Consider the following 26,592-nt stretch of genomic DNA (forward strand, 5'->3'; position numbering starts at 1 on the left):
TCAGGACTTTCTTTTTGCAGGTATTATTCGATATGTTTTAGAATGATAACCGATAACGCCGGGAGTCTTATTGGAAAAGAATGTGTCCGGCCGTGTCTTGGAATGGGATAGGTTTCTACCCTTTCAACATTGAGCAGATCCGAGCCTCCATACCGCAGATTGTCGGAGTTGAAAATTTCTTTGTAGCTTCCTGTAACAGATGTACCTATCCGGTAGTTCTCTCTGACAACAGGCGTAAAGTTTGCTACGAAAATCAGGTTTTCTTTCTGCTCCTTGCCCTTTCTGCTCCAGCTTAGTACGCTGTTTACTTCATCCTGGCTGTCAATCCACTCAAATCCCTCCCAGGAAAAGTTGTATTCATACATCGCAGGCTCCTGTTTGTATAGTGTATTAAGATCTTTCAGTATGTTTTGAATTCCGCGGTGATCCGGATTGTTGTTTTCGCTCCAGTCGAGGCTAAAATCATGCTGCCATTCATGCCGCTGCGCGAAATCAGCACCCATGAAAAGTAACTTAGCGCCGGGATGCCCATACATGTAGGCGTATAAAAGACGAAGATTTGCAAACTGTTTCCAGCTATCACCGGGCATCTTGTTGATCAGTGAATTTTTGCCATAAACCACTTCATCGTGCGAAAGTGGTAACGTAAACCGCTCGCTGAAAGCATAATGCAGGCTAAAAGTAATCTGTCCCTGATGGTATTTTCGGTTCACAGGGTCCTGCTGAAAATAGCTAAGTGTGTCATGCATCCAGCCCATCATCCATTTCATGTCAAAACCAAGTCCGCCGTTGCTGGCAGACTGCGTGACTCCGGGCCAGGATGTTGATTCTTCTGCCACGGTGAAGACATCGGGATAATATTGGTGAACGGCGTTATTGAAATCCTGTAAAAAAGAAATCGCTTCCAGATTTTCTCTCCCGCCATAAATATTGGGAATCCATTCCCCTTCATTTCGGGAGTAGTCCAAATAAAGCATGGAAGCAACCGCATCGACACGTAGTGCGTCAATATGAAACTTGTCTAGCCAGTAAAGCGCATTCGAAATCAGAAAAGCCCTTACCTCATTTCTGCCAAAGTTGAAGATCGAACTTTTCCAATCCGGATGAAAGCCTTGGCGGGGATCGGCATGTTCATATAAATGCGTACCGTCGAAATAACCCAATCCATGCTCATCGGTAGGAAAGTGGGAGGGAACCCAGTCCAGAATAACACCTATGCCAGCCTTGTGCAACTCATCGATCAAAAACATGAAATCCTGAGGAGTTCCAAATCGGCTGGACGGTGCGAAATAACCGGTTAACTGATATCCCCATGAACCGTAAAAAGGATGCTCCATAACGGGCATGAACTCGACATGGGTAAATTGCATATAATCGCAATAGGCAGGAAGTTCTCCGGCAAGTTCCCGATATGTCAAAAACCGTCCTTCTTCCTCCTCTTTTCTACGCCAGGAACCAATGTGCATCTCATAAACCGAGATTGGCCTGGTAAGAGGATGATTTGATTTACGATCAGCAAGCCAATTGTCATCACTCCAACTGTAATCCAAATCCCAAACCACAGTGGCGGTGTGCGGAGGTGTTTCCCAATGAAAGGCATAAGGATCACCTTTCTCAACCTCGTAACCATTCACTGATCGGATGAAATATTTGTAATATTCGCCGCCGGAGACGGACGCAACAAACCCTTCCCAAATCCCGGAACCATCCTTGCGGCCAATTAACGGAAAGTCATCCCGGTTCCAACCGTTGAAATTTCCGATTACGGAAACCTTTTCAGCGTTCGGCGCCCATACCGCGAAGTAGGTCCCGGTAACCCCATTCACTGTTTGAATGTGTGCTCCGAGTTTATTGTATAAATGAAAATGCCTTCCGGATTGAAACAGGCTGATATCAAATTCAGTAAACAATGAAAATGAGCCTGGCTGTTCAGTAACCGTAATTATTTTTTTTGTTGTATTCCCGGCGGTTTCATCGGCTGTTTTTGCCGTTCTTTTATTTGCCATGTTCAGTTGTTTATACAGTTTGCAGTTCCGCAGACTTCATGATCGCTTTAATTCCTCTGAGTGGCACCATTACCCAACCAGGTCTGTTGTTAAGCTCATAATTTAGCTCATAAACAGCCTTCTGCAGTAGGAATGTTTGTACCAATACCTCTAAGTCTTCTTTGTTCTGAGGAATAATCATCGTGTCCTTCACCGTTTCCAGATACGATTTCATAAAAAATCCACTCATGTAATGGTACCATTGCTCCACATAAGGAAGCAGTTTGTTGATATCCTCAGGCCTGATCTGATTATCCAGGAACAAACTGCCATAGGCTGCGTAATGCAGTGAGCGGAGCATTCCTGTTACATCGCGCAGTGCCGAACGTTTTAACCGTCTTTCGCTGTAACTTAACGCGGGTTCACCTTCAAAATCCAGAATAATAAAATCCTTACCTGTAAACAAAACCTGCCCCAGGTGATAATCGCCATGGATACGAATTTTGTAAGCATCGATTTTACGCGAATGAATTTTTTTCATTTTGGTTAAAATCTGATCCTTCATGGCCAAAATTTCCTCTGCTTCCTGTTTTACGGCATCCGGAAGTTTTTTAACATTTCGGCCTAGACTCTGGAAAGCCACACGGACCAGGGATTGAAGCGAAGAGAAGATCGAGCGCTGGTAGTGAAGAGAGAATTCTTCAGGCTCAAAGTCGGGATTGCCATTCGACGAAGCGAGCGCCATATGCATTTCGCCTGTCCTACGACCCAGTAACCGGACTTGTTCTGCAACAGTTATGTCGATTAAATCTTTAAAAGCCTCAGGAACATCTTCATAACCAACCGGGTCGGTAAGACTTCCGCGGAGTTCTGTGGGAAGCGGTATATCAGCTCCCAAAAGAATTTTTTCGTTGAAGCTATCCAGCCTGTCGAGCATATTTGCCCAGGCATCTGTGCTATTACCAACCAGCTCCTGCATCATGCCCAGGACCATCGAATCCTTATTGTATTTCCATTCAATTGCTCCTACAAAACCTGGTATATTTTTGAATTTGGCTTCATGAGTCAAAAAATGGGTAATCTCCATATCAGGATTTATAGCCCGGTCTACCTTACGATATAGCTTAAAGAAATACTTGCCGTCGTAGGTAATCGAAGTATTGCTCATCTCGCCGGATAAAACCTTTGGCTTAATTTTCTCGTTTTCAATCAGGTGCGCTTTAAGATCCCTATTTCCCGAGAAGTGTATTTCACTCTGATACGATGGCACAGTATGATTTCTACCCATATTTTCAAGCAATGCCTGCTGCAATTCGAGCCCGTAAATAGCGTCAAACAAAACGCCCTGATCTTCGCTGCCAACCTGGATAAGAGAGATAACTGCCTGTGGGCAATTTTCTTTCACACGATAAGCAAATGGTTCTTTGCCATAAGCAACAGGAAGCTGATACATTTCCGGAAGGCCGTCCTGGTAGGAAACTTCCAAAAGAAAGATGTATGCCGGAGGATTACTTCCCAAAGGTATTGCAGCATGGGTAACAATCTTTACGCCAAGCATTCCTTTTCCTTTACCGCCAAACCACCTCATTTTCATCAGGTAATCCGGCAGAAGACTTGTTTCGAGCCTCTCGATGACTGCCGGTTCCAAAAGATCTTTCCATTTGTCGATTTTTATCAGGGGCAGATCAATGCTTTGATCGATTTCAGGATGCGTTTTTTGTAAAATAAAGCTCTGACATCCATAGGCCTCAACTGTGAAAAAGTATGGGGTACCATCCTTTACTCCAGGAAACTTATTTTTACTATAAATCTCTACCGGCTGATATCCTTTGTATAAGTCCAGATCCAGCTCTACCGGCTGTGGAAAACGGGAAAGGTTGGCAATGACCAGCATGGTCTCCTCTTCGTATGATCTGGTAAAGGCCAGGATTTTAGAATTTTCAGAACTTAAAAACTTGATGTCACCGCGGCTGAAAGCTTTATATTTTTTTCTGGTGCTGATCATTTTTTTCATCCACCATAGCAGTGAGGATGAGTTGCGGGTTTGCAGCTCCACATTGACCGACTCATAATGATATTGCGGATCCAAAATCAAAGGCAGATACAAACGCTGAGGGTTGGCCTGGGAAAAACCGGCGTTTCTGTCTGGGCTCCATTGCATCGGCGTACGTACACCATCGCGGTCGCCCAGATAGAAATTATCACCCATTCCAATTTCGTCACCATAGTACAAAATCGGGGTTCCGGGAAAAGTGAACAGCAGTGAATTAAGAAGCTCAATTTTTTTACGGTTGTTTTCCATCAGCGGAGCAAGCCTATGTCTGATCCCCAAATTGATTCGTGCCTTTGGGTCCTTGACATAAACTTTATACATATAATCCCGCTCCTCATCTGTCACCATTTCCAGGGTAAGCTCATCGTGATTACGAAGGAAAATTCCCCACTGGCAATTTTCGGGAATAGCAGGGGTCTGATCAAAGATGTCGGTGATTGGATATCTGTCTTCCATTTGCAGCGACATAAACATGCGCGGCATGATCGGGAAGTGGTAATTCATCTGGCATTCGTCCCCATCGCCAAAGTAAGCCGCAGAATCTTCGGGCCACATATTTGCTTCTGCAAGAAGCAATGTTCCCGGAAAATTCTCATCGACGTACTTCCGTAATTTTTTCAGGTAGTCATGTGTTTCGGGAAGATTTTCACAATTTGTACCGTCTCTCTCAAACAGATAGGGTACGGCATCCAGTCGGAAACCGTCCACGCCCATTTTACACCAGAAAGTCAGGATTTTTATTATTTCATCCTGAACCAGCGGGCTATCATAATTCAAATCCGGCTGATGGTGGAAAAAGCGGTGCCAATAATACTGTTGTGCTTCGCTATCCCAGGTCCAGTTGGATTTCTCATAATCCTGAAAAATGATCCGTGCATCCTTAAATTGTTTGGGATCATCGGTCCATACATAAAAGTTCCTTAAATCTGATCCCTTAGGCGCCTTACGTGCTCGTTGAAACCATGGGTGCTGGTCAGATGTATGATTAATAACCAGCTCGGTAATCACTTTCAGTCCTCTCTTATGAGCCTCTTTTAAAAAGGCTTTAAACTCTTTTATATCTCCATAGGAAGGATTGATTTTATAATAATCTGCAATGTCGTAACCATCATCACGTAGTGGTGATGGATAAAAAGGCAATAACCAGATGGCCGTTACCCCCAGATCCTGCAAATAGCCGAGTTGTTCCATCAGACCTTTGAAATCTCCGATTCCATCGCAGTTTCCATCCTTGAAAGCTTTGATATGCAATTCATAAATGATCGCATCTTTATACCAATGCAGGTTTTCGTCGAGTATTACTTTTTTCTCTGGCATATTAGTTCTGATTAGTCTTTTCAATTTTAAAAATATGAGCCGGCATGTCGTAAGGATTTAGCTGGATGAAATTATATTCTCCCTGCCAGTGATATTTTTCACCACTTAGCATATCCTTAACGGTATAACTGCTGTCATAAGGCATACCGAAACGTTCCAGAGGGACTCTGATATGTGCTCCCTGGGTATTGAAAGCATCCAGGTTTACTGCTATGATCAGCGAATTTGAAGTTTCTGCATCTGTTTTGGAGTAGCAGATAACCTGATCATTATTGGTTTGTGTAAAATCAATATTCCAGGTTGTCTGTAAAGCAGGATTTTCTTTTCGGATATGGTTAACAAGGGTTATTATTTCTCTTGTGCGGCTGTATCGTTCCCAGTTCCAGTGTTTTATTTCGTATTTTTCATTATCGGTATATTCTTCCTTTCCCGGATGTGGTGTATTTACTCCATATTCATAAACAGGCCCGTAAAGCCCATAATTGGACGACATCGTCGCTGCCAGTATCAACCTCATAATATGTGCGTTTTCACCGCCTTCAACCAAATGGTGCGGTAAGATATCAGGTGTGTTTGGCCAGAAATTGGGCCGGAAATAATATTGGAGGTCGGTCTTTGTCAGTTCGGTCAGGTACTGCTCGAATTCCCATTTCGAATTTCTCCAGGTAAAGTAGCTGTATGATTGGTTGAATCCCGATTTTGCCAGCTTCTCCATGACACGTGGCCGGGTGAAAGCTTCCGCTAAAAAGATGACTTCGGGGTACTTTTGTCTCACCTCCCCGATCATCCATTCCCAAAATGCAAAGGATTTTGTATGCGGATTATCGATCCTGAAAATGCGGACACCTTTTTCAATCCAGTAATCAATCACACTTTTAAGCTCCCTCCAAAGATTCGGCCAGTCTTCTGTTTCAAAGTTAAAAGGGAGAATATCCTCATATTTTTTTGGCGGGTTCTCAGCGTACTGCACAGTTCCATCCGGCCGCCACTTAAACCATTGCGGATGCTCTTTTACATAAGGGTGATCAGGGGCACACTGATAGGCAATGTCCATTGCAATTTCGATATTCATATCTTTGGCAGCATCAACCAATTCTACAAAATCTTCGATTGTACCCAGCTCAGGATGTATCGCTTTATGCCCTCCAAGTCTGTTTCCGATTGCCCAGGGGGACCCCGGATCTTCGTCATCGGGTGTGAGTGAATTGTTTTTTCCTTTTCTCTTTTGCTCGCCAATCGGATGGATTGGTGGGAAGTAGAGTGTATCAAAACCCATTTTGGCAATGCCGGGAAGCAGTTTTTTTACATCCTGAAAGTTTCCGTGCCTGCCAGGTTCCGTTGAAGCGGACCTTGGAAACAACTCATACCAAGTGCTGAAGCCCGCTTTTTTTCTTTCAACTTCTATTTTATAGATATCCGGGGATTTACTTATCAGATCTTTTTCACGGAGACTGCGCATAACGGCAGCGATCTCATTGCCTAAAGCAATACTTATTGCCGATTCGATGTCTGGTGCCAATCCGATTTGTTCAATCCAGTGCTCTATGTTGTTCTTCGTCTGCTCATCGGCCAAAGTCAGCGCATGAGAAAGCATATCAGATCCGATCTGTAATTCGACGGAGACATCCTGGTTGGCGTCATATTTTTTAACCAATCCTTTTTTCCAGCTTGTGAAATGATCAATCCAGCCAATGACCTGAAACTCATGCAAGCCTGTTTTTTCAAGCGGCAGCGTCACTTGCCAACGATCATTCACCAAAAAAACCATCGGAAACTCTGTCCAGTGCTGCTGATCCGTTTGTTTTAATAAAATACTTGCGGCGATTTCATCATGGCCGTCTGTAAAGATATCTGCTGCTACAGTTAGGGATTCTCCGATTGCTCGTTTTGCGGGAAACCTTCCACCTTCGATCTGGGGAGTTACGCCGGAAATTATTACCCTTTCTCTGCCATTAAGAATGTTCATAGATGCTGATTTATATTCCTCAGTTTGTGACCAAGTACCATCGTGTTCAAAAGCTATGCCTGAAAATCAGAAATTTGCTTATTTCAGGCGGCGGTTTACTATTTATCTCTTGTGGAATGATTGTTGTACGGTGCGACTCTATAAGCGGTATTTTCGGATTAGAAGGGAAGTTTACGATTTGAATCACACCAATAGCTAACTCACTGCCACATGGAGCCTAAAAAGGAGTTATAAATCGTAGACGATTCAGAAGATCAAAGGTTTTTAATACAAAATATTTTACAAAATTCCTTCCTGAGTATCCTGTCCGACTGTTTGAGGGAGGTGAGCAGTTGTATCATTATCTTATTCAGCAGTCAAGTCCTAATTTCATGGGCTTACTGCCAGGTTTAATTATTTTGAATTTTAGAATGCCGGTTCTTAACGGATATGAGCTTTTAAAACTGTTGCGGCAAACGCCGGATAATGCTCACACGCAGTGGAGAACTTTGCCAATTGTAATGATGACCAGCGAGAACGTCTCAGAGGAGGTTAAGCAATGTTACCAGGCCGGGGCGAATTCATTTGTTACCAAACCAATTATTTTTGAAGAATTAAGGGAGTTGATGGAAACAATCTGTCATTACTGGCTGGATAGTAACCTTGTAGCGGCGGCAAGTAGTGAACTGCACTAGTTACATCTCCAGGTTTAGAGAAGTCCAATAAGAATTAAAACTGACAATCTGCCGTCGCGTTACCATTTCAATTGATCTGCGACTATGGGAAACTGCGATATAATCGTAACCGGATCGTCTGCAGGAGGGGGAGTGCTTTAAAGGCCATTGTTGTCTCACTACCTGCAAATTTTGATGCAACATTTATTGTGCAGCATATAGTGCCTGATACGCTAAGCTTATTGCCGGAAATACTTTCTTTTGATGGGAGCATTGTCGCAGCGCATGCCAGTGATTTGAAAACTCTGAGAAGGGCAAGATTTAAGTTATGAAATTCTCTTTTGCAAGCCTTACTTAGAGGATAGAAATGAAATTATGGGAAGCAGTGAAAAGTGTGGTTGCGATTGGCATGCTACCAGAAGAAAACACCAGGGAATTGGAAGGCAGCAGGGATCCGGCAAATGCGAAAGACTTTTTAGAAAAAGCAGCAATTGCCAGAGACAGAGCAAAACGGCTGGATGCTTTTATTTTTGAGTGTGATCAGAGGGTATAGACATTTTGACGAATATTAAGCCTACCTTCACCACATAAAGGCGAGTAGCCATTTCTGTTATTGTATACAAACTTCAATAAGCTCATTGATAGCTTCTTAGAAAATAATGTTGGTATTGCCGACCAATTTCTAAGCGAATCTCTGGCAAAGAATTTAAAAGAGAACCTCATAGCGCTTTACAAAAAAAATATGTTTCTGCCAGCGGGAACCGGAAACGATAAGCAGATCAATCATAACCGGCTGGTAAGAAGCGATGTCATTTACTGGCTGGACAGGAGTCATAAAGATGCAGTAGAAAATGAATTTTTCGACTTGATTGATGATTTCGTGAGTTACTTAAACCGAACCTGTTACACAGGAATTACCGGTTATGAATTTCACTACACCATGTACGATAAAGGAAGTTTCTATAAAAAGCATCTGGATCAGTTCCGAAATAATGACAGCCGGAAGTATTCCATGATTATGTACCTTAATCCTGAATGGATGAAGGAGGATGGCGGGGAATTATGTATACATCATGATGACCATCTACAGAATATTGATCCAACCAACCGCAAGAGTGTCTTTTTTAGAAGCAACGAAATCGAACATGAAGTTTTGCTAAGCAACAAGCCCAGACTTGGTTTGGCTGGTTGGTTTAAAGTCAACTGATCAGTGCTTACCTTTCAACCGTCTTCAACCCTCTGATAGCAAGAGCAGCTACTAACCCACCAAAAAGATACCAGGTAGCGGTTAAGACTTTTGTTTTCGTCGTTTTTGCCACCGGCGCTTCGTTCAAGCCAAGAGGTTTAGTTAAAAATACGGCTCCCGCCCCAGCCATGAGACCGTAACCGGCTCCACGCCATAGAATATCTTTTTCATTGCCTAAGCCAATTGCACTATAATACAGCGCATTGCTGATCAGATCGCCAGCAAGGGTTGCTGCGTACAAAGTATTTCCTTTGGGTGCGTCGGCTCCTGTACTCTCAATTATATCTGTCAAAGCCTCTTCTCCCACCAAATCAATTCTTGGTGCTTCACTGTCAAAGCGCCGGACCGTTTCATGCAGTATATTTAGCGCTAATGCGCCGGCAAGGCCGCCAGCCAGGTTTGTAATTTCTTTCATTTTCTTTGCTGTTAATGTTGGGATGAATTATTGTTTATCATGACTTTTCGCAGTTTGGCCATTATTTGTTTACCATATATTATCGTGAGTGAAAACACGACGAGTGTTAATCCCAGCAAGACAACGTAACCCAGGTAATCACTATTGAACAGGCGGTTTAGCAGCTGACCGATAAGCAGCACAAATACAATTATCACGATGAATGCAATGAGTGCTACAACACCATAAAAAAAAGCAGGCGTGGCTAGTGTTGTGATTCTGGCCTTGATTTCACCTTTTACTGCCGCGATTTTTACGTCTACCAGATTTGAGACTTTGTCAATGAGCCCATTTTTTACAATCTTTTGAAGAATCGGCGCATTTGCTTTTTCTCCCGTTGTGCCGTCATGGGTTACCATTTCGTTTCTGACAATCAACACCGCATGTTCATTTGGAGAGATGGCTTCTCCGTCTGATTTGGCGTAGACCTTGGTAAACTCTGCTCCGAAGTAAAGTATGATGGAAGAATAATAAACCCAGGTTAATAGTATAACAATTGAAGCCGAAGTGCCGTAAGTCGCTCCCAGATCTGCTTTTCCGAGATAAAAACTGATTGCAAATTTTCCTATGGCAAACATGATGGCGGTAAAAGCTGCTCCGACAATACACTCCTTCCAGCGAACATGCCCATCTGGCAAAATTTTAAAAATTACACTAAAGAGGGCAGTGATAATAACCAGCACGAGAGCCACATTAAGAACTGAGAATAGAATGACGGAAACTTCGGAGAAATAACGTTCCAGTCTGTGGCTGAGCAGATCTACAAAGGTGTTAACACCCAATGAAACGATCAGAAGAAACCCCAGCGTGATGATAATCGAAAAGGAGAGAAGCCGGTTTTTGAGATACGCAAGCCAACTTTTTTTAGGCTTGGATTTAATTGACCAGATATAATTGATCGAATCCTGAATTTCAGCGAAAACCCCTGTGGCTCCGATTAATAGAGTGACGATACCAATTACCGCGGCTGTTCCGGATTTGTTGGACACCTCCGCATTTTTAATAATTTCCTGAAGTTGCACAGCTGCGTCCTTACCCACCAGACCGGCAATCTGGCCAAATAATTGCCCTTGTGAAGCTTCTTTACCAAAAATGATACTTACAATCGAAATGATCACCAGAAGCATTGGTGCCAGGGAGAATACTGTATAATAGGATAAGGCCGCACTAAGTTTCAGTGCGTTGTCATTCATAAATTCAGAAAAACTTTCTTTAACCAGCGAGAAGGTAAATTTGACCCTATTCATATAAGCGAAAAAGTGGTTTAATAATAAGTTAAGCTTAGGGCAAACACTATGCCACATAAAATTAATTCGCTATCTACGTATATAGCATTAGGTTAAACTTTCCCTCATTTAATAACCTTCAACATTGAGGTGACAGTCTTATCAGAGTTTTGATAATATGAGACTTCCTGCTGAAAATTGGAATAAACCTTTATCCATAATCTTAAAGGGTAGCAAAACGAATGAAATCCTCACTTTGTAAGTTTTGCAACTTGCTTTAAGGCAAATGGCGTAGACAAAAACCATTCCCGATTTACTATTAGTCTGAGGCATATTTTTTGCATCGGGACATCTGACATTGTAGCACATCAGATTAATGTTGTGTAAAGCAATCTACACGAAAAAGTCTGTTACCGATCAGCAAGATAAGAACCTGCTATTTTTATCGGTCGGAAGGGATATAAAGCGCTTTTGCAGACTTGGCACAGTTGTTTGTTAGTTTGTGCCGGATTGAGTCATACAGTAATTACAGAATAGCAGTTATTCTCATCTGAAATGACTAAATTGTAAGTTCAGTTTCTCTTGCCGGCCAGTAAAGTAAAACCTGGTAACAGTTACGAACTTGCTGGTCCGTAACACAGAAGGAATGTGATTTGAGACGTGTTCCTTAAAGTCAGACAATTTGATTTTAATTTTCAGTGCATGAATAATGCATACAAGACTTTTTATGCCCTAATATCAACAGACTTACCAATTATATTAAACATTATTGCGATATGATGATCCGGACTCAACCCGAAAAAGAAGTTACCAAAACAACGCTTCCAAAAATTTCACTTGGTTTAGAATCTAAACTGGATCAGTTGCCGAAAAATCTGTTGTGTTTTTCACACCTCCGCTGGGATTTTGTTTATCAGCGACCGCAACATTTACTGACCAGACTATCTGAATCAGCAACAGTTTACTTTTTCGAAGAGCCAATTTTCGAAGCCAATGAAAAGCCATTCATGATATTCTCCCAGCGCCAGCCAAATCTTTGGGTCTGTACGCCGCATCTGGCAAGGGGCCTAAGCCAGGATGAGATAAACCAGCAGCTTAGAGAACTGACATCATTCTTTTTTATCAATAAAGACACAGACGATTTTATATTTTGGTATTATACACCAATGGCACTGGAGTTTTCTTCACATATAACTCCGGGTCTTACCGTCTTTGACTGTATGGATGAGCTTTCTGCTTTTAAGTTTGCGCCTCAGCAGTTGAAAGATCTTGAGCAAAGTCTTTTTGAAAGAGCAGATATCGTTTTTACAGGCGGACATTCGCTTTACGAGTCAAAGAAAAAAAATCATGATAATATCCATGCGTTTCCTAGCAGCATCGATAAAAAACATTTTGCAAAAGCACGGGACAGCAGAATGGAACCAGAGGATCAGGCTTGGATCCAAGGGCCCAAAATCGGGTTTTATGGTGTTATTGATGAGCGCTTTGATATTGGTCTGATAGAAGCCATTGCTACGGCAAGACCCGAATGGAGTCTAATGCTGATAGGGCCGGTTGTTAAAATTGATCAGGCGACACTGCCCCGCAACGAAAACATTCATTATCTGGGTTCGAAATCTTATGAAGAACTTCCGTTGTATTTGTCCGGTTGGGATGTAGCGCTCGTTCCATTTTTGCTAAACGATTCAACGAAATTTATCAGCCCAACAAAGACGCCTGAGTATCTATCGGGAGGAAAACCGGTTGTCTCATCAGCGATCAGAGATGTAATAAATCCTTACGGAAAGAACGGATTGGTTTCTATTGCCAGCAGCCCGGAAGAATTTATCGATGCTATTGAGGGATATCTGGATTTTGCTGACAGAAAAGAGTGGCTCAAAAAGGTGGATAAATTTCTTTTAACCAATTCCTGGGATTTTACATGTTCGGACATGACTGAATTGATGTCTTTGGCATTTACCGATCGAAAAGTTGTTACAATGCCGTTGAACAATGTTTCAGCCGTTGGCGGTTAATAGCTGCCAACAATGTAAATTTATCCCTTAACCTGATATTATACCTACATGACTGAAAAACAAAATCCGTTTAAATCGTTCTGGATGGGCGGGTTCGAATGCGCAGACCAACTCAACTTCTACGGAGATCGGGTGGATTTTTTGAATATCACTGCGCATCTTGATTTTCTGAGGCAGGACTATGAGTTGTTAAAATTGTTCGATATTAAAACAGTGCGGGAAGGAATCAGGTGGAGTAAGGTTGAGGTCAGGCCTTATGAATACGATTTTGGCAGTGTAAAAACAATGATGATGGCAGGTAGGGATTCCGGAATTCAACAGCTCTGGGACATCTGTCATTTTGGATATCCTGATGATTTGAGCCCACTTCATCCTCATTTTACAAAAAGGTTTACAGCACTGTGTGTTGCATTTGCCCGGTTTTATAGGTCGGTCGAGCCTGATCTGCCACTCATTGTTACACCAATTAATGAGGTTAGTTTTATCTCGTGGCTAGGCGGTGATGAGGCCGGAACCGCCCCATATTGCAGGAATAATGGCTGGGAAGTGAAATATAATCTGATGCGTGCTTACATATCAGGGGTGGCTGCTTTAAAAGAATTTGATCGGTCGATCAGAATTTTGACAACCGAGCCATTGATAAATATTGTGCCGGAATTTAATGCTTCGGTTCAGGAAATTACAAAAGCCAGAGAAGAGCACTTAGTTCAGTATCAATCCGTAGATATGTTATGCGGTAATATTTGTCCTGAACTGGGAGGAAAACCGGAATATCTGGATATCCTTGGTTTTAATTATTACTACAATAATCAATGGGTTTCCGGATCGCATGCATATATGGGTTGGAACGATCGGGTGATGGATCCGCGATGGAGAAGCTTGTCAGAGCTAATGACAGAGGCGCACGAGCGGTACAATTTGCCGGTAGTGTTAACTGAAACCAGCCACCCGCTGGAAGACAGGCCAGTCTGGATCAATTATATCGCCGAAGAGACAGATTCGCTATTAAAAAAAGATATTCCGTTTTGGGGTGTTTGTTACTATCCGATTATTGACCGGCCGGATTGGGATCATCTGCATCAGTGGCATCATTCAGGAATCTGGGATACGGATCCTGAGGGGATAATTTCTAATCGTATTTTGCATGAGCCTTCTGCAATTGCATTGTTGGAGGGGCAAAAGCAAGTTGCTTTATCTCTTAAAGTTGCCCAAAATCAGGAGCGTTTTTTTAAAGAAACTTCTTTGCGACAACGGAGTAAAGTTGAATTGGCTATCTAAGTTTATAAAAATCAAAAAAAAGACCACTGTGGCAAAATCGCCGCGGTGGTCTTTTTCGATTTTTGAAAAACGATTTAGTTCGCTTTTACAAATTTCAGCTTAGCAGCCTCCCCGGTTGAAGTTGAAACTTTCATAAAGTAATTTCCTTCATTCAGCTTTCCGACATTTATGCGATGGCTGTTTTTACCTTCGGTGATTTTTATCTGAGATGTCGACACCTTGATGCCTGAAACATTGTAGATTTCAACATTTGACAGTCCTGCATTTCTGGATGAAAAAAGAATATTTACATAATCACTCGCCGGATTAGGAGCAACAATAGTACCGGAAATTAAACCTGGATTTACAGAAATAATCTTGCTTTTTACAAATGTTCCGTCTGCGTCAAGTTGCTTTAGCTGGTAATAGTTTATACCAAGCAGCGGGCTTTCATCTACAAATTTATATTTTCCTATACCCACATCGGTGAGTGACACTTTCCCAATCACTTCCGCATTTTTCATGTTTTCTTCATAACGCAGGATTTCAAATCCTTCACCATTTTTCTCACTCACAACATTCCATGAAAGTTCAACGCCGGCTTCAACAACTGAACCTTTAAATTCTGAAATATATATTGGAAGTACTCCGACTGTGAAGGAAGTCGCAGAAGGTGTAGATTTACAATTTCCTCCTTCAATCTGAAATGAATAGGATCCTGATGGAAGTGTTTCAAACTGGATTGCCGGACTGTTACTTCCAGGTGAAACCCTATTTTGACGCAGCATTGTACTGCCCTGCATAACTTTCCAATCTATAGTATAAATTTCTTCTCCATCGAAACGGAAGGAAAGGCCAGCAGGTGACGATCCCAAAATCGCATCCAACGTAGGCCCTCTTGGGCAAGCCGGGCGGTTATCAGGCCCGGAGACTGTGAAATTTTGAACTACTGTGTTGGTAGCAATACAATCGTCCGCTGTTAACTCAAATGTGTAGGTTCCGTTAGGCAGGAAATTAAAGGTCAACGGAGCCGAAGTTGAGTTTAAATAACCGGTTTTTCCGCTGGCAACCGGATAAGTTCCGGTTAAAATTCTCCACGAGAATATATGTAAATTTGAACCTGTAAAATCAACGGTCACTCCGGTTGCTGAGATATCACGGATAGCAGCTATACCCGGACCGTTTTGGCATGCCGGAATTACAATCACAGGTTCTGTTACCGTGAATGCCAATAAACTTGCTGTAGATACACAATTATTTCCCTGAATTTCCAAAGTATAATTACCGGCTTCAACAGAGCTAAAAGAGATGTTAACAGATGTGGTACCGCTAAGATCTCCCGTAGTATTTACATTTCCAAGAGGAGTTCCGTTTTTCAAAATCCTCCACTTGATAGTAGAAATTCCTGTACCTGAGAAATCGAAGGTTAATCCCGTCTTGCTGACATTAGAAATACCAGTCAACGTCGGTCCTGAGGCACAATTAGGTGCTGGCGTATTGGGATCCACTTCGGGATAATTCGGAAGATTATCCCAAAAACAACTTTTTATCTCGTCCATGGAAAGTGTATATCCAAGGCTTGGATTCAAAAAACTATTATTTTCTCTGTTTATAATAGCTTCCATAAGACCAGAGTTGTAACCAAATGGATTATATTCCCGGCCATCCTGTCTCCAGGCTGCTATTCTAAGAAAACCATTGTCGATTCTTGCAATCTGGAGCGTGTTTACATTGTCTCCGCCCCGGAATGTTCCAAGAAGAAGATTATCTGTAATCGGTTTGTTGTTACATTTAATGACTCCGTTTTCCAATGGTCCAAGATATCCGTTGGTAAAGGTGCTTGGATCCTGATCGTTGACACAACGCTTTAAAAGAGGATCACTATTGGGGTTGCTAAGCGGATATGGTGAATTGACTGCATGTAATACATGATATCTGTTATTGGTAACATTTCCTCCGATTTTTACATATATTCTGTGCTGAATAATGGCTACGGTGAGCGGGCCGTCATTGTTATAGCCCAAAGACTGGCCGTCAGTCCAATATTGACCTCCACAATACACTTTTTCAGCTTCCGCCGCCGTCATAGTTGACTCGACAATCTTGAACGGATCGTTCTGAGCTGTATTGTACGGGTTTGTAATCTCCAGTGAGTGATTTAAACTACCCACGATACTGAGATGCTCATCAGTCTTCAACTCATCCGATTTTTTCTCCGCCGAAAGGTCGGAAGATTCCGTTGCGTTACCCGGTGGAACGGTCGCAAAGCACTGACTGGAAGCTGCTGCCATCGTAGCAATCACCCCTCCTGAAAATAATAAATGTCGTAAAAATCTCATAAATAGTATAGTAGAAAATTTGGTAATAGTTAGAAATTAATAGCTCGAATAAGTTTTGAATTAAAAAACGCTAATATTTTCAAACTGATTGATTTTCAGTTCGATAGATATTTAAATTGGGAAGGGAGGGAATGGAGGTAACCTGTGGAGGCAGAATAATTCTTTGATTTTCAATTAGATGTAATTTTTTTACATAGACAGTTCTCTTGTGTTAGTTGAGTTGTAGAATGTTTTGTAGCTGCTAATGTAGTAAAAATTCATTATCATGGTCACTAATATTTGTAAAATTAATTTTGTTTTTTTTTCATTAAAATTGAACATTTTCCAATTAATGATGATTATTTGTACCTCATTTTCCCCTGAGTGTCCGGATTTTCTAACTAGGATTGTCTTGTAACAAGCGTAGATGTAATTGACATGTATGGTTCGAAGCAGTATGACTAAATATATAGATGTTAGTCACGTAGCTGGTATTAAAATTTTAGTACAAATACTAGTAGGTGTTGACAGCCAGTAGATTAATCATGTATGATATTTTCCTTTACCCATTTAATAATGTTCGTTGTTCACACTAAACTTAAAAACCATGTTAAAAGACGTAAAAGCATTCAGCGGATATTCGGTAGATAGTCTGCAAACAGCAAAACAGTTTTATTCAGAAGTATTAAAGCTGGAAGTGTCCGAGAACAAGGAAATGCCGTTACTGAATCTTCATATCAATGGCAGCAGTGATGTTATGATTTACGAAAAACCGGATCACAAGCCGGCAACCTATACCGTGTTGAATTTTCCGGTAGAAGATATTGAATCGGTCGTAAGTGAATTGAAAGGCGCAGGGGTCAATTTTGAGAGTTATGATTTGCCCCAGCTTAAAACAGATCAGGACAATATCATGAGAGGTAACGGCCCCAGCATTGCCTGGTTTAAGGATCCGGCAGGGAATATACTTTCGGTTATCGGCGCTTAAAAAAATGGCCCTCGCACAAATTTGCAGCGAGGGCCTTTCAACGTAAACATGGAGGAAATTACTGTTTTCTCTTCTTGCGTTTTGTCGAGTCGGGTGATACTACTGCTCCCGACCTGATTGTTTTTTTGCTTCTTTTGACCGTATATCCTGTCTGCTCATCGGCAGGCCGTCCGGTAGCACTTCGCCCATCAATTGTTCCCGTCGTACTAATACTACCATTATCATTAAGTATCGGACCATTTTCCTTATTGATCGTGTCTTTCAAAACGTCCGTCACTGTTGTAGTACCGACTGTGGTTGTGCGTCTGGTTACTTTTTTGCGGTACGTTACTGTATCAGATTTAGAATTCTGAGCCAGTGACAAAAAAGGAGAAAATAGCAAGCCCAGGATAAAGATCGTTTTTAGCGTTTTCATGGTAGGTCCGGTTTATATAATGTCTATGATATTTTTTGTTGCATTAAAAATATTATTCCAAGCCGTCCGGCGGTTTTTCCAAAGCATTCAAAATTTACTTTTTGGTTTTAAATAAATATTGGTGACTTAGTAAGTTGGATATTTCCAAAGAAAAATTAGCCTTTGGCCTGCAATTCGGATAAGATGAAGTATTGGGGCAATTCTTATCCGTGTTTTTAAAATTTAGATGCTATTTTTACTGCCATGCCCAAATATTTCCGTTGTTTTGACCCACCGGAATCGTTTGCATAAAAATATTATCCCCAATAACCATTAATGCTTTTCACCAAATGTTAAAAATTACTCTTAGCCTTTTTTCCGGATTTTTGATTTTGTTCTGGCTGAATCCCGTCGAAAAACCTTCCGAAAAAAGAGAAAGCTACGTTGTCAAGACACCGATTGATTCGTTACTGAAAGCCACAAGCTGGCCCTCGGAGTTAAATGTAACCAGTTTCGCCGGGCCAGATCTCACTCCAAGCCCTTCCTGCCTTGCAGTTGCTCCAAACGGAGATGTTTTTGTTGGCGTCGACATGATCGGTTCTCTGGGAAAAGACCCGGGCAAAGGCAAAATCGTCAAACTTATTGATTCCAATAATGACGGAAAGGTAGACAAACACTTCACATTTGCGATGGTTGACAACCCAAGAGGAATTATCGCAGAGGGAGATCAGGTTTTTGTATTGCACACAACGTTTTCAAAAGAAACGGGTATAGCTTCCGGAATGGACCTTGTCGTTTTTGAAGACAAAAATGGCGACGGCCTTTCAGACGGACCATCAAAACCACTGATCCAGGGTATTAGTTCTCCTAAATTCCTGCAAAGCCGCGGAACCGACCATGCAACCAATGGTATACGCATGGGAATAGACGGATGGATTTACATCGCCGTTGGCGACTTCGGTTTCCATAATGCGGTGGACAGATCGGGTAAAAAGTTGACCATGCTGGGTGGCGGGATCGTTCGCGTAAGGCCAAATGGTACGGAGATGGAAGTTTATACGCACGGTATGCGTAACATATATGATGTGGCCATTGATCCGTTCATGAATATTTTTACCCGTGATAATACCAACGATGGTGGTGGCTGGAATATTCGTTTCAGTAACCAGATCCAATCCGGAGAATATGGGTACCCGGTTCTTTTTAAACATTTCACCAATGAAATTATTCCTGGTCTTGTGGATTTGGGAGGCGGTTCTGGTACTGGTGCTTTATTTATGGACGATTCTACCTGGCCTGAAAAGTACAACAAAGTACCCATGATGGCCGACTGGGGAAGAAGCCAGCTATATGTGCACCGCGTCACTGCGGACGGCCCGACTTTCAAACAGCAGGAGGAAGAATTTATCAAGCTTCCACAAATAACCGATGTAGACATTGATGCGTCCGGCCGGGTTTATCTTGCAGCCTGGGATGGAGCTGGATATTCCGGAAGTGCAGCAAAAGGATTTATCGTTCGTGCTGTACCTCAAAACTGGAAGTACAAAGCTTTTGCAGATGTTAAAAAAGCTTCTGTGAAACAACTTTCGGAATTGCTTAAATCTGGTAGTGCAGCTGCTCGTTTGGCTGCCCAGCGGGAACTGTTGACTCGTCCTGCAAAAACGTCAACTGCAGCGGTTTGGAAAATAGCTGCCGACAAGAACCTGCCATTGTATGCCCGTGTTGCCGGAATGTATACCTACACACAACTTGCCGGTGAAGATGCAACAGCCAATTTGTTGAAATTGGAAGCAGAAGAATCTATGAGAGAGTTTGCCTTGCGTGCACTGTCAGATAGAAAAGGACTTTTGAACAGCGTTCCGACAGAGCCATTTATTAAAGGATTGACTGATGCTTCTGCACGCGTACGTGTAGCAGCGGCAATTGGTCTTGGCCGGCTGGGCCGTCCGGAAGCCGCTCAGGCACTTTTGAAAACAAAAGTTCCAGCATCTTTTGTTGCACCTGCGAAAGGAACGGAAGGACCGCATGCGACCCCGAATTCTGAAATTATTACTCCGCACATCGCGGTTCGTGCCTTGGTAGCTTTAAATGCAGTTGATGCTTGTGTGAGCGCGGTTGGAACAGAAAATTCGACGATTGCGCTTTGGGCCTTACGTTACATGCATGATGAAAGAGCTGCGAAGGGTTTGATCGCAGCCTATAAAAAGGCGACGGAAGCAAAACTTAAAACGGAGATTTTAAGGACATTGGCCCGTATTTATAAAAAAGAAGCGGACTATGACGGATCCTGGTGGTGGAGCACACGTCCGGATACGCATGGCCCATACTACAAAGCGATCACCTGGGAATCTTCACCTGCCATTAAAGACCTGTTGATGCAGGAATGGGGTAAAGCGGACGAAGCTGGTAAACTGTTTTACGCTGATCTGAACAGCAGTCTGAGAATGGACATTACCGAATTCGGCGGAGATGAAGTGGTGGCTGCCAAGGAAGAGGTGAAAGTGGATCTGGATAAAATCAGAAATAAAAAAGGCCAGGTAGGAGAGTCTTCCATAGAAGATGTAATGCTTGCAATGGCTAAAATTAAAGGAGATCCAGCCTTGGGCAAAAAGCTATTTACCCAGCAGGGATGTGTTGCCTGCCATAGCATCGCCAAAGGCGAAACGATGAAAGGACCATTTATGGGTCAGATCGGATCGATCATGAACAGGGAACAAATTGCTGAATCGATCCTGAAACCAAATGCTTCTATATCACAGGGATTTGCTTCGGTGTTAATCACTGCAAAAGGTGATAAAAGTTATATGGGTTTTGTTACCGAAGAGTCTGCTGAGAAGCTGGTCATGAGAGACATCACAGGACAGGTTTCTACAATCCGTGTGAAAGATATCGTTTCACGTCAGGAAATGGAAACTTCTATGATGCCGAGCGGTCTTGCCAGCGCGCTTTCGTACGAGGAACTCGCTTCTTTAATTACTTTCCTTTCTGAACAGAAAAAGTAATTTAAAACTGAGTCTTGTATCAAGATCGGGGAGTGGATGAAAATCTGCTCTCCGATTTTTTATTGGTAGATATTTTCACACAGTTTCTTTTAAATACGAAATCTGATTTGACGTTTGATCTTGTGAATTCTAATGTATCACCAACATAGCTAATATGAAAACTAAATCAATCAAAATATTACTCCTTTCGTTGATACTTGCCTGTTCAGGTTATAAATCTGAATCTGACAAAAATGCTAAAACATCCACAAAACAGGATGATACCGGTAGATATCAGATTGTTTACAAAGGAGACAAAGGTCCTGGTGTTGGGAAAAATATTGTTTTTCTTGCCTCTGATCACGAATATCGAAGCGAGGAATCTTTACCTGAATTAGCCCGTATTCTCGCCAAACATCACGGATTTACCTGTACTGTGATTTTTGGATTGGACGCAGACGGAAACATTCTGCCGGGAAGTTCTGATGTAAAAGGACTTCAAGCGCTTGATAACGCGGATCTGCTCGTGATTTTCGCGCGTTTTTTAAATCTGGCAGATGACCAGATGCAGCATTTGGATAATTATCTGAAAAGGGGCGGACCTGTTGTTGGATTACGAACTGCTACACATGCTTTCAATAATAAAGAGAATGCAAAGTGGGCACATTACAGCTGGGATTACAAAGGAGAAAAAACGGCCTGGAAAGATGGATTCGGGGAAGTTGTGCTGGGTGAAACCTGGGTTTCTCATTACGGTACCAATCACAAGCAATCTTCAAAACTGATCATTGAAGAAAGCCAATTGGAAAATCCCATCATGCGCGGGGTGAAGGAAATGGCTGTTCAGTCCGGAGCATACACAACCTATCCAAAAGGAGTTGTACTGGCAAGAGGAAAAGTATTGAACGGAATGACAGCTGATTCGGAGCCGGATAAGACAAAAGAACTTTTACCGGTTGCCTGGATAAGAGAATACACATTGGATTCCGGCAAAACCGGCCGGGCTTTTGCTACGACCCATGGTGCGTCTGAAGATATTCTCGATGATGGCTTTCGCAGAATGCTGATCAACGCATCTTTTTGGGCAATGAAAATGGAAGAAGACATTAAAGGTGATAACAATATAGAAATGGTTGGGCCATATAAACCTACTACCTTTAATTTTAACGGTTATAAAGCGAATGTAAAACCCGCTGACCTGGCCGGCTGGGACTCGCTGATTATGCCAGGCGAGGTGGTTAAAAAGAAATAGAGCTAAGTTGTAAATAAAGAAGGTAGCCTTCCTCCAGAACTATCAGAATGAGCTACCTTCTTTATATTTAATTATACTCCACAAAACATTCATCCGCATAACACCAGAGCCATTTCTCGCCAGGTTCTGCGGATATTACGACGGGGTGGCCAGTTGCGTGGAAATGTGCTGTTGCATGCTGAGACGGCGAACTGTCACAGCATAGCGTCGTGCCACAGGTTTGGCAGGTACGCAGGTGCAGCCACCGTCCATCCACTTTGACACATTCCTCACAAACGTATTCTTTTGGAAAAGTAATTTCAGTAATCTCACTGATATGAGTGCATATTGAATCAGCCATTTTATGATTCATTTAGATATTGATGTACAAAACTAATTGACATAGAACCTTCGCCAACAGCAGAAGTCACCCGGTTCATCGCACCGGCTCTGACATCACCCGCGGCAAAAATCCCTGGTGAGCTGGTTTCCAAAAGGTAAGGATCCCTGTTTTTTTTCCAAAGTTGTTTGAAATGTTCGTAAGAGTGCATCTCACGTCCGGTTTCTATAAAACCCTTATCATTCTTGATGATCTCAAGACCAATCCAGTCTGTATAAGGTTTGGCACCTATAAAGATGAAAAGTGCATCAGCCGTAACGGTGCGTTCTTCGGATGTGTTTAAATCCACCAGTTTCAATCCTTCCAGATGCTCACCTCCGGTTGCTTCCAGAATTTCGGTACAGCCCAGCACCTTCACATTGGAAGTATTGCTAAGCTGATCGATCAGGTAGGATGACATTGATGAAGTCAAATCCGTTTTCCGAACGATAATATAAACCGTTTTGGCGAATTTAGAAAGATACATCGCGGCCTGACCGGCTGAGTTTCCGCCGCCTAAAACATATACTTCTTTCTGTCCGCAGGTAGGCGCTTCTGTGCTGGCTGCTCCGTAGTAAATTCCTTTACCGGTAAACTCTTCAATACCCTTAGTTTCAAGCTTGCGATAATCAACACCGGTAGTTATCACAACGGCCTTGGCATTGATCTCAGTATCATCACCCAAAACGATCGTTTTATACTGGTCTTTGAGCTTTATTTCCTTTACAAACTGCGGAGAAATAAACTCGGTTCCAAAACGGGTGGCCTGCGTAATTGCTCTTCTGGTAAGGTCAGCGCCGCTCAGTCCCGTGGGAAAACCCAGATAGTTCTCAATCCGGGAACTCGTACCGGCCTGTCCACCCGGCGCTTTACGTTCAATTAACAAGGTGCTCAATCCTTCCGAGGCACCGTATACAGAAGCTGCCAGTCCGGCCGGGCCTGCACCGATGATCACCACATCATAAATCGGAAGTTTCACCGTAGCATTTAAGCCGATCCTTGAAGCAATATCAATCAGCGTCGGTGTTTTCAGCAGAGAGCCATCCTCGAAAATTACCGTTGGGAAATCGGATGGCTGTAAACTGTTTGTTGCTATAATCTGCTTTCCCTGATCTCCGGTGGCAGCATCAACCCACAAATAAGGAATAAGGTTTCCTGCCAAAAAATCCTTGATTTCATGAGACTTTGGTGAAAACTGATAACCGATGATTTTTATACCTTTGAATGCTGGCCGGTAATTTCCCTGCCAGTCGTTTAAGAGCTCATCAATAGCCGGATACAATTTTTCTTCTGGAGGATCCCAGGGTTTCATCAGGTAATAATCCAGCTGAACATCGTTAATTGCCTTAATGGCTGCGTCCGTATCTGAATAAGCGGTGAGTAAAACACGCTTGGCATAGGGGAACAATTCCATTGCTTTTTCCAAAAAGTCAACGCCCTGCATTTCCGGCATGCGCTGATCTGAAATAAAAATGGCAACTTCTTCTCCTTTATTTTGCAAATCAAGCAGTGTTTCCAGCGCCTCCTTTACCGATGCGGTGCTTAAAACCCGGTATTTGTCACGGTAATGTGTTTTTAAATCACGGCTGATTGCTCTCAGTACCTGTAAATCATCATCAATTGAAAATATAATGGGCAAACCCATATTGGAAGTCGTTTAAGTTTTGAGTAAAAAGAAACAGGAAGGTTAATTAAATTCATTTTTGTGAAAACACGCCAGCCAACTTAGCAAGTGTTTTCATAGCTGCAATTTAAACAAACATTTCAGCCATTAATAGGAAAGCATACCAGAAACTCAGTTCTTCCCGGCTCAGAAGCCAGCGTTATGGATCCGTGGTGTTGTTTTACAATTCTTGAAACGACGTCCAAACCAAGGCCCGTTCCTTTGCCGATTGATTTAGTTGTAAAAAAGGGATCGAAAATCCGCGACTTGATTTCCGGTGGAACCCCCGGGCCGTTGTCGATAATAGCAACTTTGACAAACTCCTTTTCGCGGTAAGTATGAATCGTCAGCTTTGCATCAGGCTGCGATTCCAGTGCGTCAGTTGCATTGTCAATCAGGTTGGTCCAAACCTGATTTAATTCTCCAACCATTGCATTGATATGCGGCAGCGTTTCGTCAAACTCTTCAATTAACGTCACGCCGGCTTTTTTGATTTTATAATTTAGCATCACCAGCGTATTGCGGATACCGGAATGAATATCCACAAACTCCTTGTCGCTTCCTCTGTCCATGTGTGTGAAGGTTTTAACAGAACCTATCAGATCGGCGATCCTTTTGGAGGCTTCCTGAATGTCGGCTACCATTCGCTCAGTGGTAAAATTGTTGTTGATCCAGGTCAGAATAGGGCCGAGGTCGCTCTCAGGGGTATGACTTTTGATTTCTTCAAGCTCATCAACTGTAAAGCCAAATTCGACAAAATTTTCGGCCATATCTATGCACTCGTGCACATGCAGATCTTCAAGCCAGAAAGTGACATCATCTTCAAGTTCCGACCGCTGCATCATAGTCAGTGTCGGTCTGTTTTTATTTTCCAGTGCAGCAAACATCTTACTGTTTACAAAATCGATTTCCTGCGAGCTCATCTGAATAGAAATGAGCTGTTTGAAAGATTCAGGTTCCAGTTTTAAATGATTTTTTAAAGAAGCCGAACCCCTTACGATCGCTGCTGCCGGATTATTGAGCTCATGCGCAAGTCCCGCTGAAAGCTTGCCAAGTGCCATCATTTTTTCATTCTGCTGCTCGAGTTCAGTAAATTCTTTGACCCTCGAAGTCATTACAATCACAAGTGCCTGTGTGAGCTCGTAGTGCAAAGTAATCATCTCCCGAAGCTTTTCCTTTGGGAAAGTCATGATCTGGGATTCTTCCAGACACTGCACATTGGCGATTACTACTTTTGCTCTTGAAAAGGGAAGTGTTCCGGTGATCGTTCCGGTTGGAAGTTCGGCGATGCTTAGTTTTGAATTATTTTGGATTCGATAAAGCTCGATCCTGCCTGAAATGATAAACTGGGTTCCTCTGAGTTCTTCTCCGGGTTTGCCAAGAAAATCGCCTGGCTGTAAAACGTAATGCTCACTTTGATCGATCAGCCATTGTAGTTGATATTCAGGTACATCCTTCAATGCCGGAATTGCCAGCATATCCTGAACGGTAACGTCTCTCATTTTTGAAGCAGGGTTTTAGTATTTATTTAATCCATAAACTATCTGTAAAGTAGTGCTTGCAATCCATAAAATGTTCTACAACGCGAAAATTATTTCCAGCCGCCAGCGCTTCAATTCCTTTAAAGGTGTATTTTTTCGATAATTCAGTCCAGATCAATTCGTTTTGTGAAAATGAATAGGTCCTGTCTGTTTTGCTCAGATAGATTCTTTGGGGTACCAGGCTCACCAGATAACTTTTGACCTCACCGTTTTCAGGATCATAATGAGAATAAAAATCAAACTGACCAATCTCGATATTACCGCCCAATTCTCTGTTAATTCGGCTAAGCAGGTTTAAGTTAAACGCCTTTGTAATTCCCTGTTTGTCATCGTAAGCGTTGCGGATGGTTGCAGGGTTTTTTTGAAGATCAAAACCAGTTAAAAGCTTATCACCTGGCCTCATATTTTGTCCAAATTGCTGCAGCAAATCACCCGCTTCATCTGATTTGTAATTACCAATGTTGCCTCCTAAAAATAAAAATAAGGCAGGCATTTGCAGATTTGCCAGCTCTTCGGCCATGGTAAAATAATTTCCAATCAATGGACTGATTTTCATCTGTGGTAAGGCAGAAAGCATATTGTTTTCTAACTCCTCTATTGCTTTTGAAGAAATATCAATAGGGACGTAAGTAAAATCAACACCTTTTTCAACCAATTTTTTTAAAAGCTGACGGGTCTTTATCCCATCTCCGGCACCAAATTCTACAATGTTAAAAGGCTCGGTGAAATTCAGCTTTTCGATGATCTTATCGCTTTGAAGCGAAAGAATTTCAAATTCACAATTGGTGGGGTAGTACTCGGGCATCTTCATAATCTGCTGAAAGATCCCGCTTCCTATATCGTCATAAAAGTATTTTGAAGAAATTTGTTTGAAAGGTGCCGATAATCCCTGATCTATGTCTCTTGCAAAAGTATTGTCTTCCAT

At 42.4% G+C, this 26,592-nt stretch carries 19 protein-coding genes; 8 read left to right on the forward strand and 11 right to left on the reverse strand.

The annotated features are described in order from the left end of the window. Nucleotides 1-23: 23 nt before the first annotated feature. Genes glgB through E0F88_RS12635 form a run of 3 tightly spaced genes read right to left on the reverse strand, consistent with a single transcriptional unit; the run spans nt 24 to nt 7,321 of the window. Entirely contained in the window at nt 24-2,006 is a 1,983-nt protein-coding gene (gene glgB, locus E0F88_RS12625; protein WP_131958617.1) for a 1,4-alpha-glucan branching protein GlgB, read from the reverse strand. A gap of 10 nt (nt 2,007-2,016) precedes the next feature. Continuing rightward, a complete protein-coding gene (treS, locus tag E0F88_RS12630) occupies nt 2,017-5,355 on the reverse strand; it encodes a maltose alpha-D-glucosyltransferase (protein ID WP_131958618.1) in 3,339 nt (1,112 codons plus the stop codon). A gap of 1 nt (nt 5,356) precedes the next feature. Next, the gene (locus E0F88_RS12635; RefSeq protein WP_131958619.1) at nt 5,357-7,321 is read right to left on the reverse strand and encodes an alpha-1,4-glucan--maltose-1-phosphate maltosyltransferase; all 1,965 of its coding nucleotides are present in this window, start codon (nt 7,319-7,321) and stop codon (nt 5,357-5,359) included. A gap of 230 nt (nt 7,322-7,551) precedes the next feature. On the opposite strand from E0F88_RS12635, the gene E0F88_RS12640 reads away from it, so the two are divergent. The 3 genes from E0F88_RS12640 to E0F88_RS12650 all read left to right on the forward strand — a co-directional run bounded on the left by E0F88_RS12640 (nt 7,552) and on the right by E0F88_RS12650 (nt 9,181). Continuing rightward, nucleotides 7,552-7,995: a response regulator gene (locus E0F88_RS12640; RefSeq protein ID WP_131958620.1), complete on the forward strand. Its 444-nt coding sequence runs from the start codon at nt 7,552-7,554 to the stop codon at nt 7,993-7,995. Nucleotides 7,996-8,341: 346 nt separating this feature from the next. After that, the gene (locus tag E0F88_RS12645; protein ID WP_131958621.1) at nt 8,342-8,527 is read left to right on the forward strand and encodes a hypothetical protein; all 186 of its coding nucleotides are present in this window, start codon (nt 8,342-8,344) and stop codon (nt 8,525-8,527) included. Nucleotides 8,528-8,716: 189 nt separating this feature from the next. Beyond that, entirely contained in the window at nt 8,717-9,181 is a 465-nt protein-coding gene (locus E0F88_RS12650) for a 2OG-Fe(II) oxygenase (RefSeq protein WP_229213756.1), read from the forward strand. A 7-nt stretch (nt 9,182-9,188) separates the two neighbouring features. On the opposite strand, the gene E0F88_RS12655 is transcribed toward E0F88_RS12650, so the two are convergent. Further along, on the reverse strand, nt 9,189-9,635 hold the full coding sequence (locus E0F88_RS12655; protein WP_131958623.1) for a hypothetical protein: 447 nt from the start codon (nt 9,633-9,635) through the stop codon (nt 9,189-9,191). Between the two features lie 11 nt (nt 9,636-9,646). Then, nucleotides 9,647-10,921, reverse strand: a complete 1,275-nt coding sequence (locus tag E0F88_RS12660; RefSeq protein ID WP_131958624.1) for a YihY/virulence factor BrkB family protein — start codon at nt 10,919-10,921, stop codon at nt 9,647-9,649. A 755-nt stretch (nt 10,922-11,676) separates the two neighbouring features. On the opposite strand from E0F88_RS12660, the gene E0F88_RS12665 reads away from it, so the two are divergent. Beyond that, on the forward strand, nt 11,677-12,915 hold the full coding sequence (locus E0F88_RS12665) for a glycosyltransferase family 1 protein (RefSeq protein ID WP_229213757.1): 1,239 nt from the start codon (nt 11,677-11,679) through the stop codon (nt 12,913-12,915). Between the two features lie 48 nt (nt 12,916-12,963). Further along, the gene (locus E0F88_RS12670) at nt 12,964-14,193 is read left to right on the forward strand and encodes an amine oxidase (protein WP_229213758.1); all 1,230 of its coding nucleotides are present in this window, start codon (nt 12,964-12,966) and stop codon (nt 14,191-14,193) included. Between the two features lie 74 nt (nt 14,194-14,267). On the opposite strand, the gene E0F88_RS12675 is transcribed toward E0F88_RS12670, so the two are convergent. Further along, on the reverse strand, nt 14,268-16,511 hold the full coding sequence (locus E0F88_RS12675; RefSeq protein WP_131958625.1) for a T9SS type A sorting domain-containing protein: 2,244 nt from the start codon (nt 16,509-16,511) through the stop codon (nt 14,268-14,270). Between the two features lie 586 nt (nt 16,512-17,097). On the opposite strand from E0F88_RS12675, the gene E0F88_RS12680 reads away from it, so the two are divergent. Continuing rightward, nucleotides 17,098-17,478 carry a VOC family protein gene (locus tag E0F88_RS12680; protein ID WP_131958626.1) on the forward strand — a complete coding sequence of 127 codons (381 nt, stop codon included), beginning with the start codon at nt 17,098-17,100 and terminating at the stop codon, nt 17,476-17,478. 58 nt (nt 17,479-17,536) lie between these two features. Here the strand turns inward: E0F88_RS12680 and E0F88_RS12685 are convergent, their stop codons facing one another. Further along, nucleotides 17,537-17,893 carry a hypothetical protein gene (locus E0F88_RS12685; RefSeq protein WP_131958627.1) on the reverse strand — a complete coding sequence of 119 codons (357 nt, stop codon included), beginning with the start codon at nt 17,891-17,893 and terminating at the stop codon, nt 17,537-17,539. 329 nt (nt 17,894-18,222) lie between these two features. Here E0F88_RS12685 and E0F88_RS12690 point away from each other — a divergent pair, with 329 nt between their 5' ends. Together E0F88_RS12690 and E0F88_RS12695 are read left to right on the forward strand one after the other, a co-directional pair. After that, nucleotides 18,223-20,874, forward strand: a complete 2,652-nt coding sequence (locus E0F88_RS12690) for a DUF7133 domain-containing protein (RefSeq protein WP_131958628.1) — start codon at nt 18,223-18,225, stop codon at nt 20,872-20,874. Nucleotides 20,875-21,028: 154 nt separating this feature from the next. Next, complete coding sequence (locus tag E0F88_RS12695) at nt 21,029-22,105, forward strand: ThuA domain-containing protein (protein ID WP_131958629.1); 1,077 nt, start codon at nt 21,029-21,031, stop codon at nt 22,103-22,105. 67 nt (nt 22,106-22,172) lie between these two features. Here E0F88_RS12695 and E0F88_RS12700 read toward each other — a convergent pair whose 3' ends face one another. The 4 genes from E0F88_RS12700 to E0F88_RS12715 all read right to left on the reverse strand — a co-directional run bounded on the left by E0F88_RS12700 (nt 22,173) and on the right by E0F88_RS12715 (nt 26,592). Continuing rightward, nucleotides 22,173-22,445: a UBP-type zinc finger domain-containing protein gene (locus E0F88_RS12700; RefSeq protein ID WP_131958630.1), complete on the reverse strand. Its 273-nt coding sequence runs from the start codon at nt 22,443-22,445 to the stop codon at nt 22,173-22,175. A 1-nt stretch (nt 22,446) separates the two neighbouring features. Continuing rightward, complete coding sequence (locus tag E0F88_RS12705; RefSeq protein ID WP_131958631.1) at nt 22,447-24,108, reverse strand: response regulator; 1,662 nt, start codon at nt 24,106-24,108, stop codon at nt 22,447-22,449. 119 nt (nt 24,109-24,227) lie between these two features. Next, nucleotides 24,228-25,628 carry an ATP-binding protein gene (locus tag E0F88_RS12710; protein WP_131958632.1) on the reverse strand — a complete coding sequence of 467 codons (1,401 nt, stop codon included), beginning with the start codon at nt 25,626-25,628 and terminating at the stop codon, nt 24,228-24,230. 22 nt (nt 25,629-25,650) lie between these two features. Continuing rightward, nucleotides 25,651-26,592: an L-histidine N(alpha)-methyltransferase gene (locus tag E0F88_RS12715; protein WP_131958633.1), complete on the reverse strand. Its 942-nt coding sequence runs from the start codon at nt 26,590-26,592 to the stop codon at nt 25,651-25,653.

The organism is Dyadobacter psychrotolerans, from assembly GCF_004349265.1.
In the GTDB taxonomy this organism is placed as follows: Bacteria; Bacteroidota; Bacteroidia; order Cytophagales; family Spirosomataceae; genus Dyadobacter; species Dyadobacter psychrotolerans.

Excerpts from the sequence above, each read along its gene's own strand:
- E0F88_RS12700 (WP_131958630.1), bottom strand. The coding sequence starts at position 22,445 with ATGGCTGATTCAATATGCACTCATATCAGTGAGATTACTGAAATTACT.
- E0F88_RS12705 (WP_131958631.1), bottom strand. The coding sequence starts at position 24,108 with ATGGGTTTGCCCATTATATTTTCAATTGATGATGATTTACAGGTACTG.
- E0F88_RS12645 (WP_131958621.1), top strand. The coding sequence starts at position 8,342 with ATGAAATTATGGGAAGCAGTGAAAAGTGTGGTTGCGATTGGCATGCTA.
- E0F88_RS12670 (WP_229213758.1), top strand. The coding sequence starts at position 12,964 with ATGACTGAAAAACAAAATCCGTTTAAATCGTTCTGGATGGGCGGGTTC.
- E0F88_RS12655 (WP_131958623.1), bottom strand. The coding sequence starts at position 9,635 with ATGAAAGAAATTACAAACCTGGCTGGCGGCCTTGCCGGCGCATTAGCG.
- E0F88_RS12680 (WP_131958626.1), top strand. The coding sequence starts at position 17,098 with ATGTTAAAAGACGTAAAAGCATTCAGCGGATATTCGGTAGATAGTCTG.
- E0F88_RS12710 (WP_131958632.1), bottom strand. The coding sequence starts at position 25,628 with ATGAGAGACGTTACCGTTCAGGATATGCTGGCAATTCCGGCATTGAAG.
- E0F88_RS12650 (WP_229213756.1), top strand. The coding sequence starts at position 8,717 with ATGTTTCTGCCAGCGGGAACCGGAAACGATAAGCAGATCAATCATAAC.
- treS (WP_131958618.1), bottom strand. The coding sequence starts at position 5,355 with ATGCCAGAGAAAAAAGTAATACTCGACGAAAACCTGCATTGGTATAAA.
- E0F88_RS12715 (WP_131958633.1), bottom strand. The coding sequence starts at position 26,592 with ATGGAAGACAATACTTTTGCAAGAGACATAGATCAGGGATTATCGGCA.
- E0F88_RS12690 (WP_131958628.1), top strand. The coding sequence starts at position 18,223 with ATGTTAAAAATTACTCTTAGCCTTTTTTCCGGATTTTTGATTTTGTTC.
- E0F88_RS12660 (WP_131958624.1), bottom strand. The coding sequence starts at position 10,921 with ATGAATAGGGTCAAATTTACCTTCTCGCTGGTTAAAGAAAGTTTTTCT.
- E0F88_RS12665 (WP_229213757.1), top strand. The coding sequence starts at position 11,677 with ATGATGATCCGGACTCAACCCGAAAAAGAAGTTACCAAAACAACGCTT.
- E0F88_RS12685 (WP_131958627.1), bottom strand. The coding sequence starts at position 17,893 with ATGAAAACGCTAAAAACGATCTTTATCCTGGGCTTGCTATTTTCTCCT.
- E0F88_RS12675 (WP_131958625.1), bottom strand. The coding sequence starts at position 16,511 with ATGAGATTTTTACGACATTTATTATTTTCAGGAGGGGTGATTGCTACG.
- E0F88_RS12695 (WP_131958629.1), top strand. The coding sequence starts at position 21,029 with ATGAAAACTAAATCAATCAAAATATTACTCCTTTCGTTGATACTTGCC.
- glgB (WP_131958617.1), bottom strand. The coding sequence starts at position 2,006 with ATGGCAAATAAAAGAACGGCAAAAACAGCCGATGAAACCGCCGGGAAT.
- E0F88_RS12635 (WP_131958619.1), bottom strand. The coding sequence starts at position 7,321 with ATGAACATTCTTAATGGCAGAGAAAGGGTAATAATTTCCGGCGTAACT.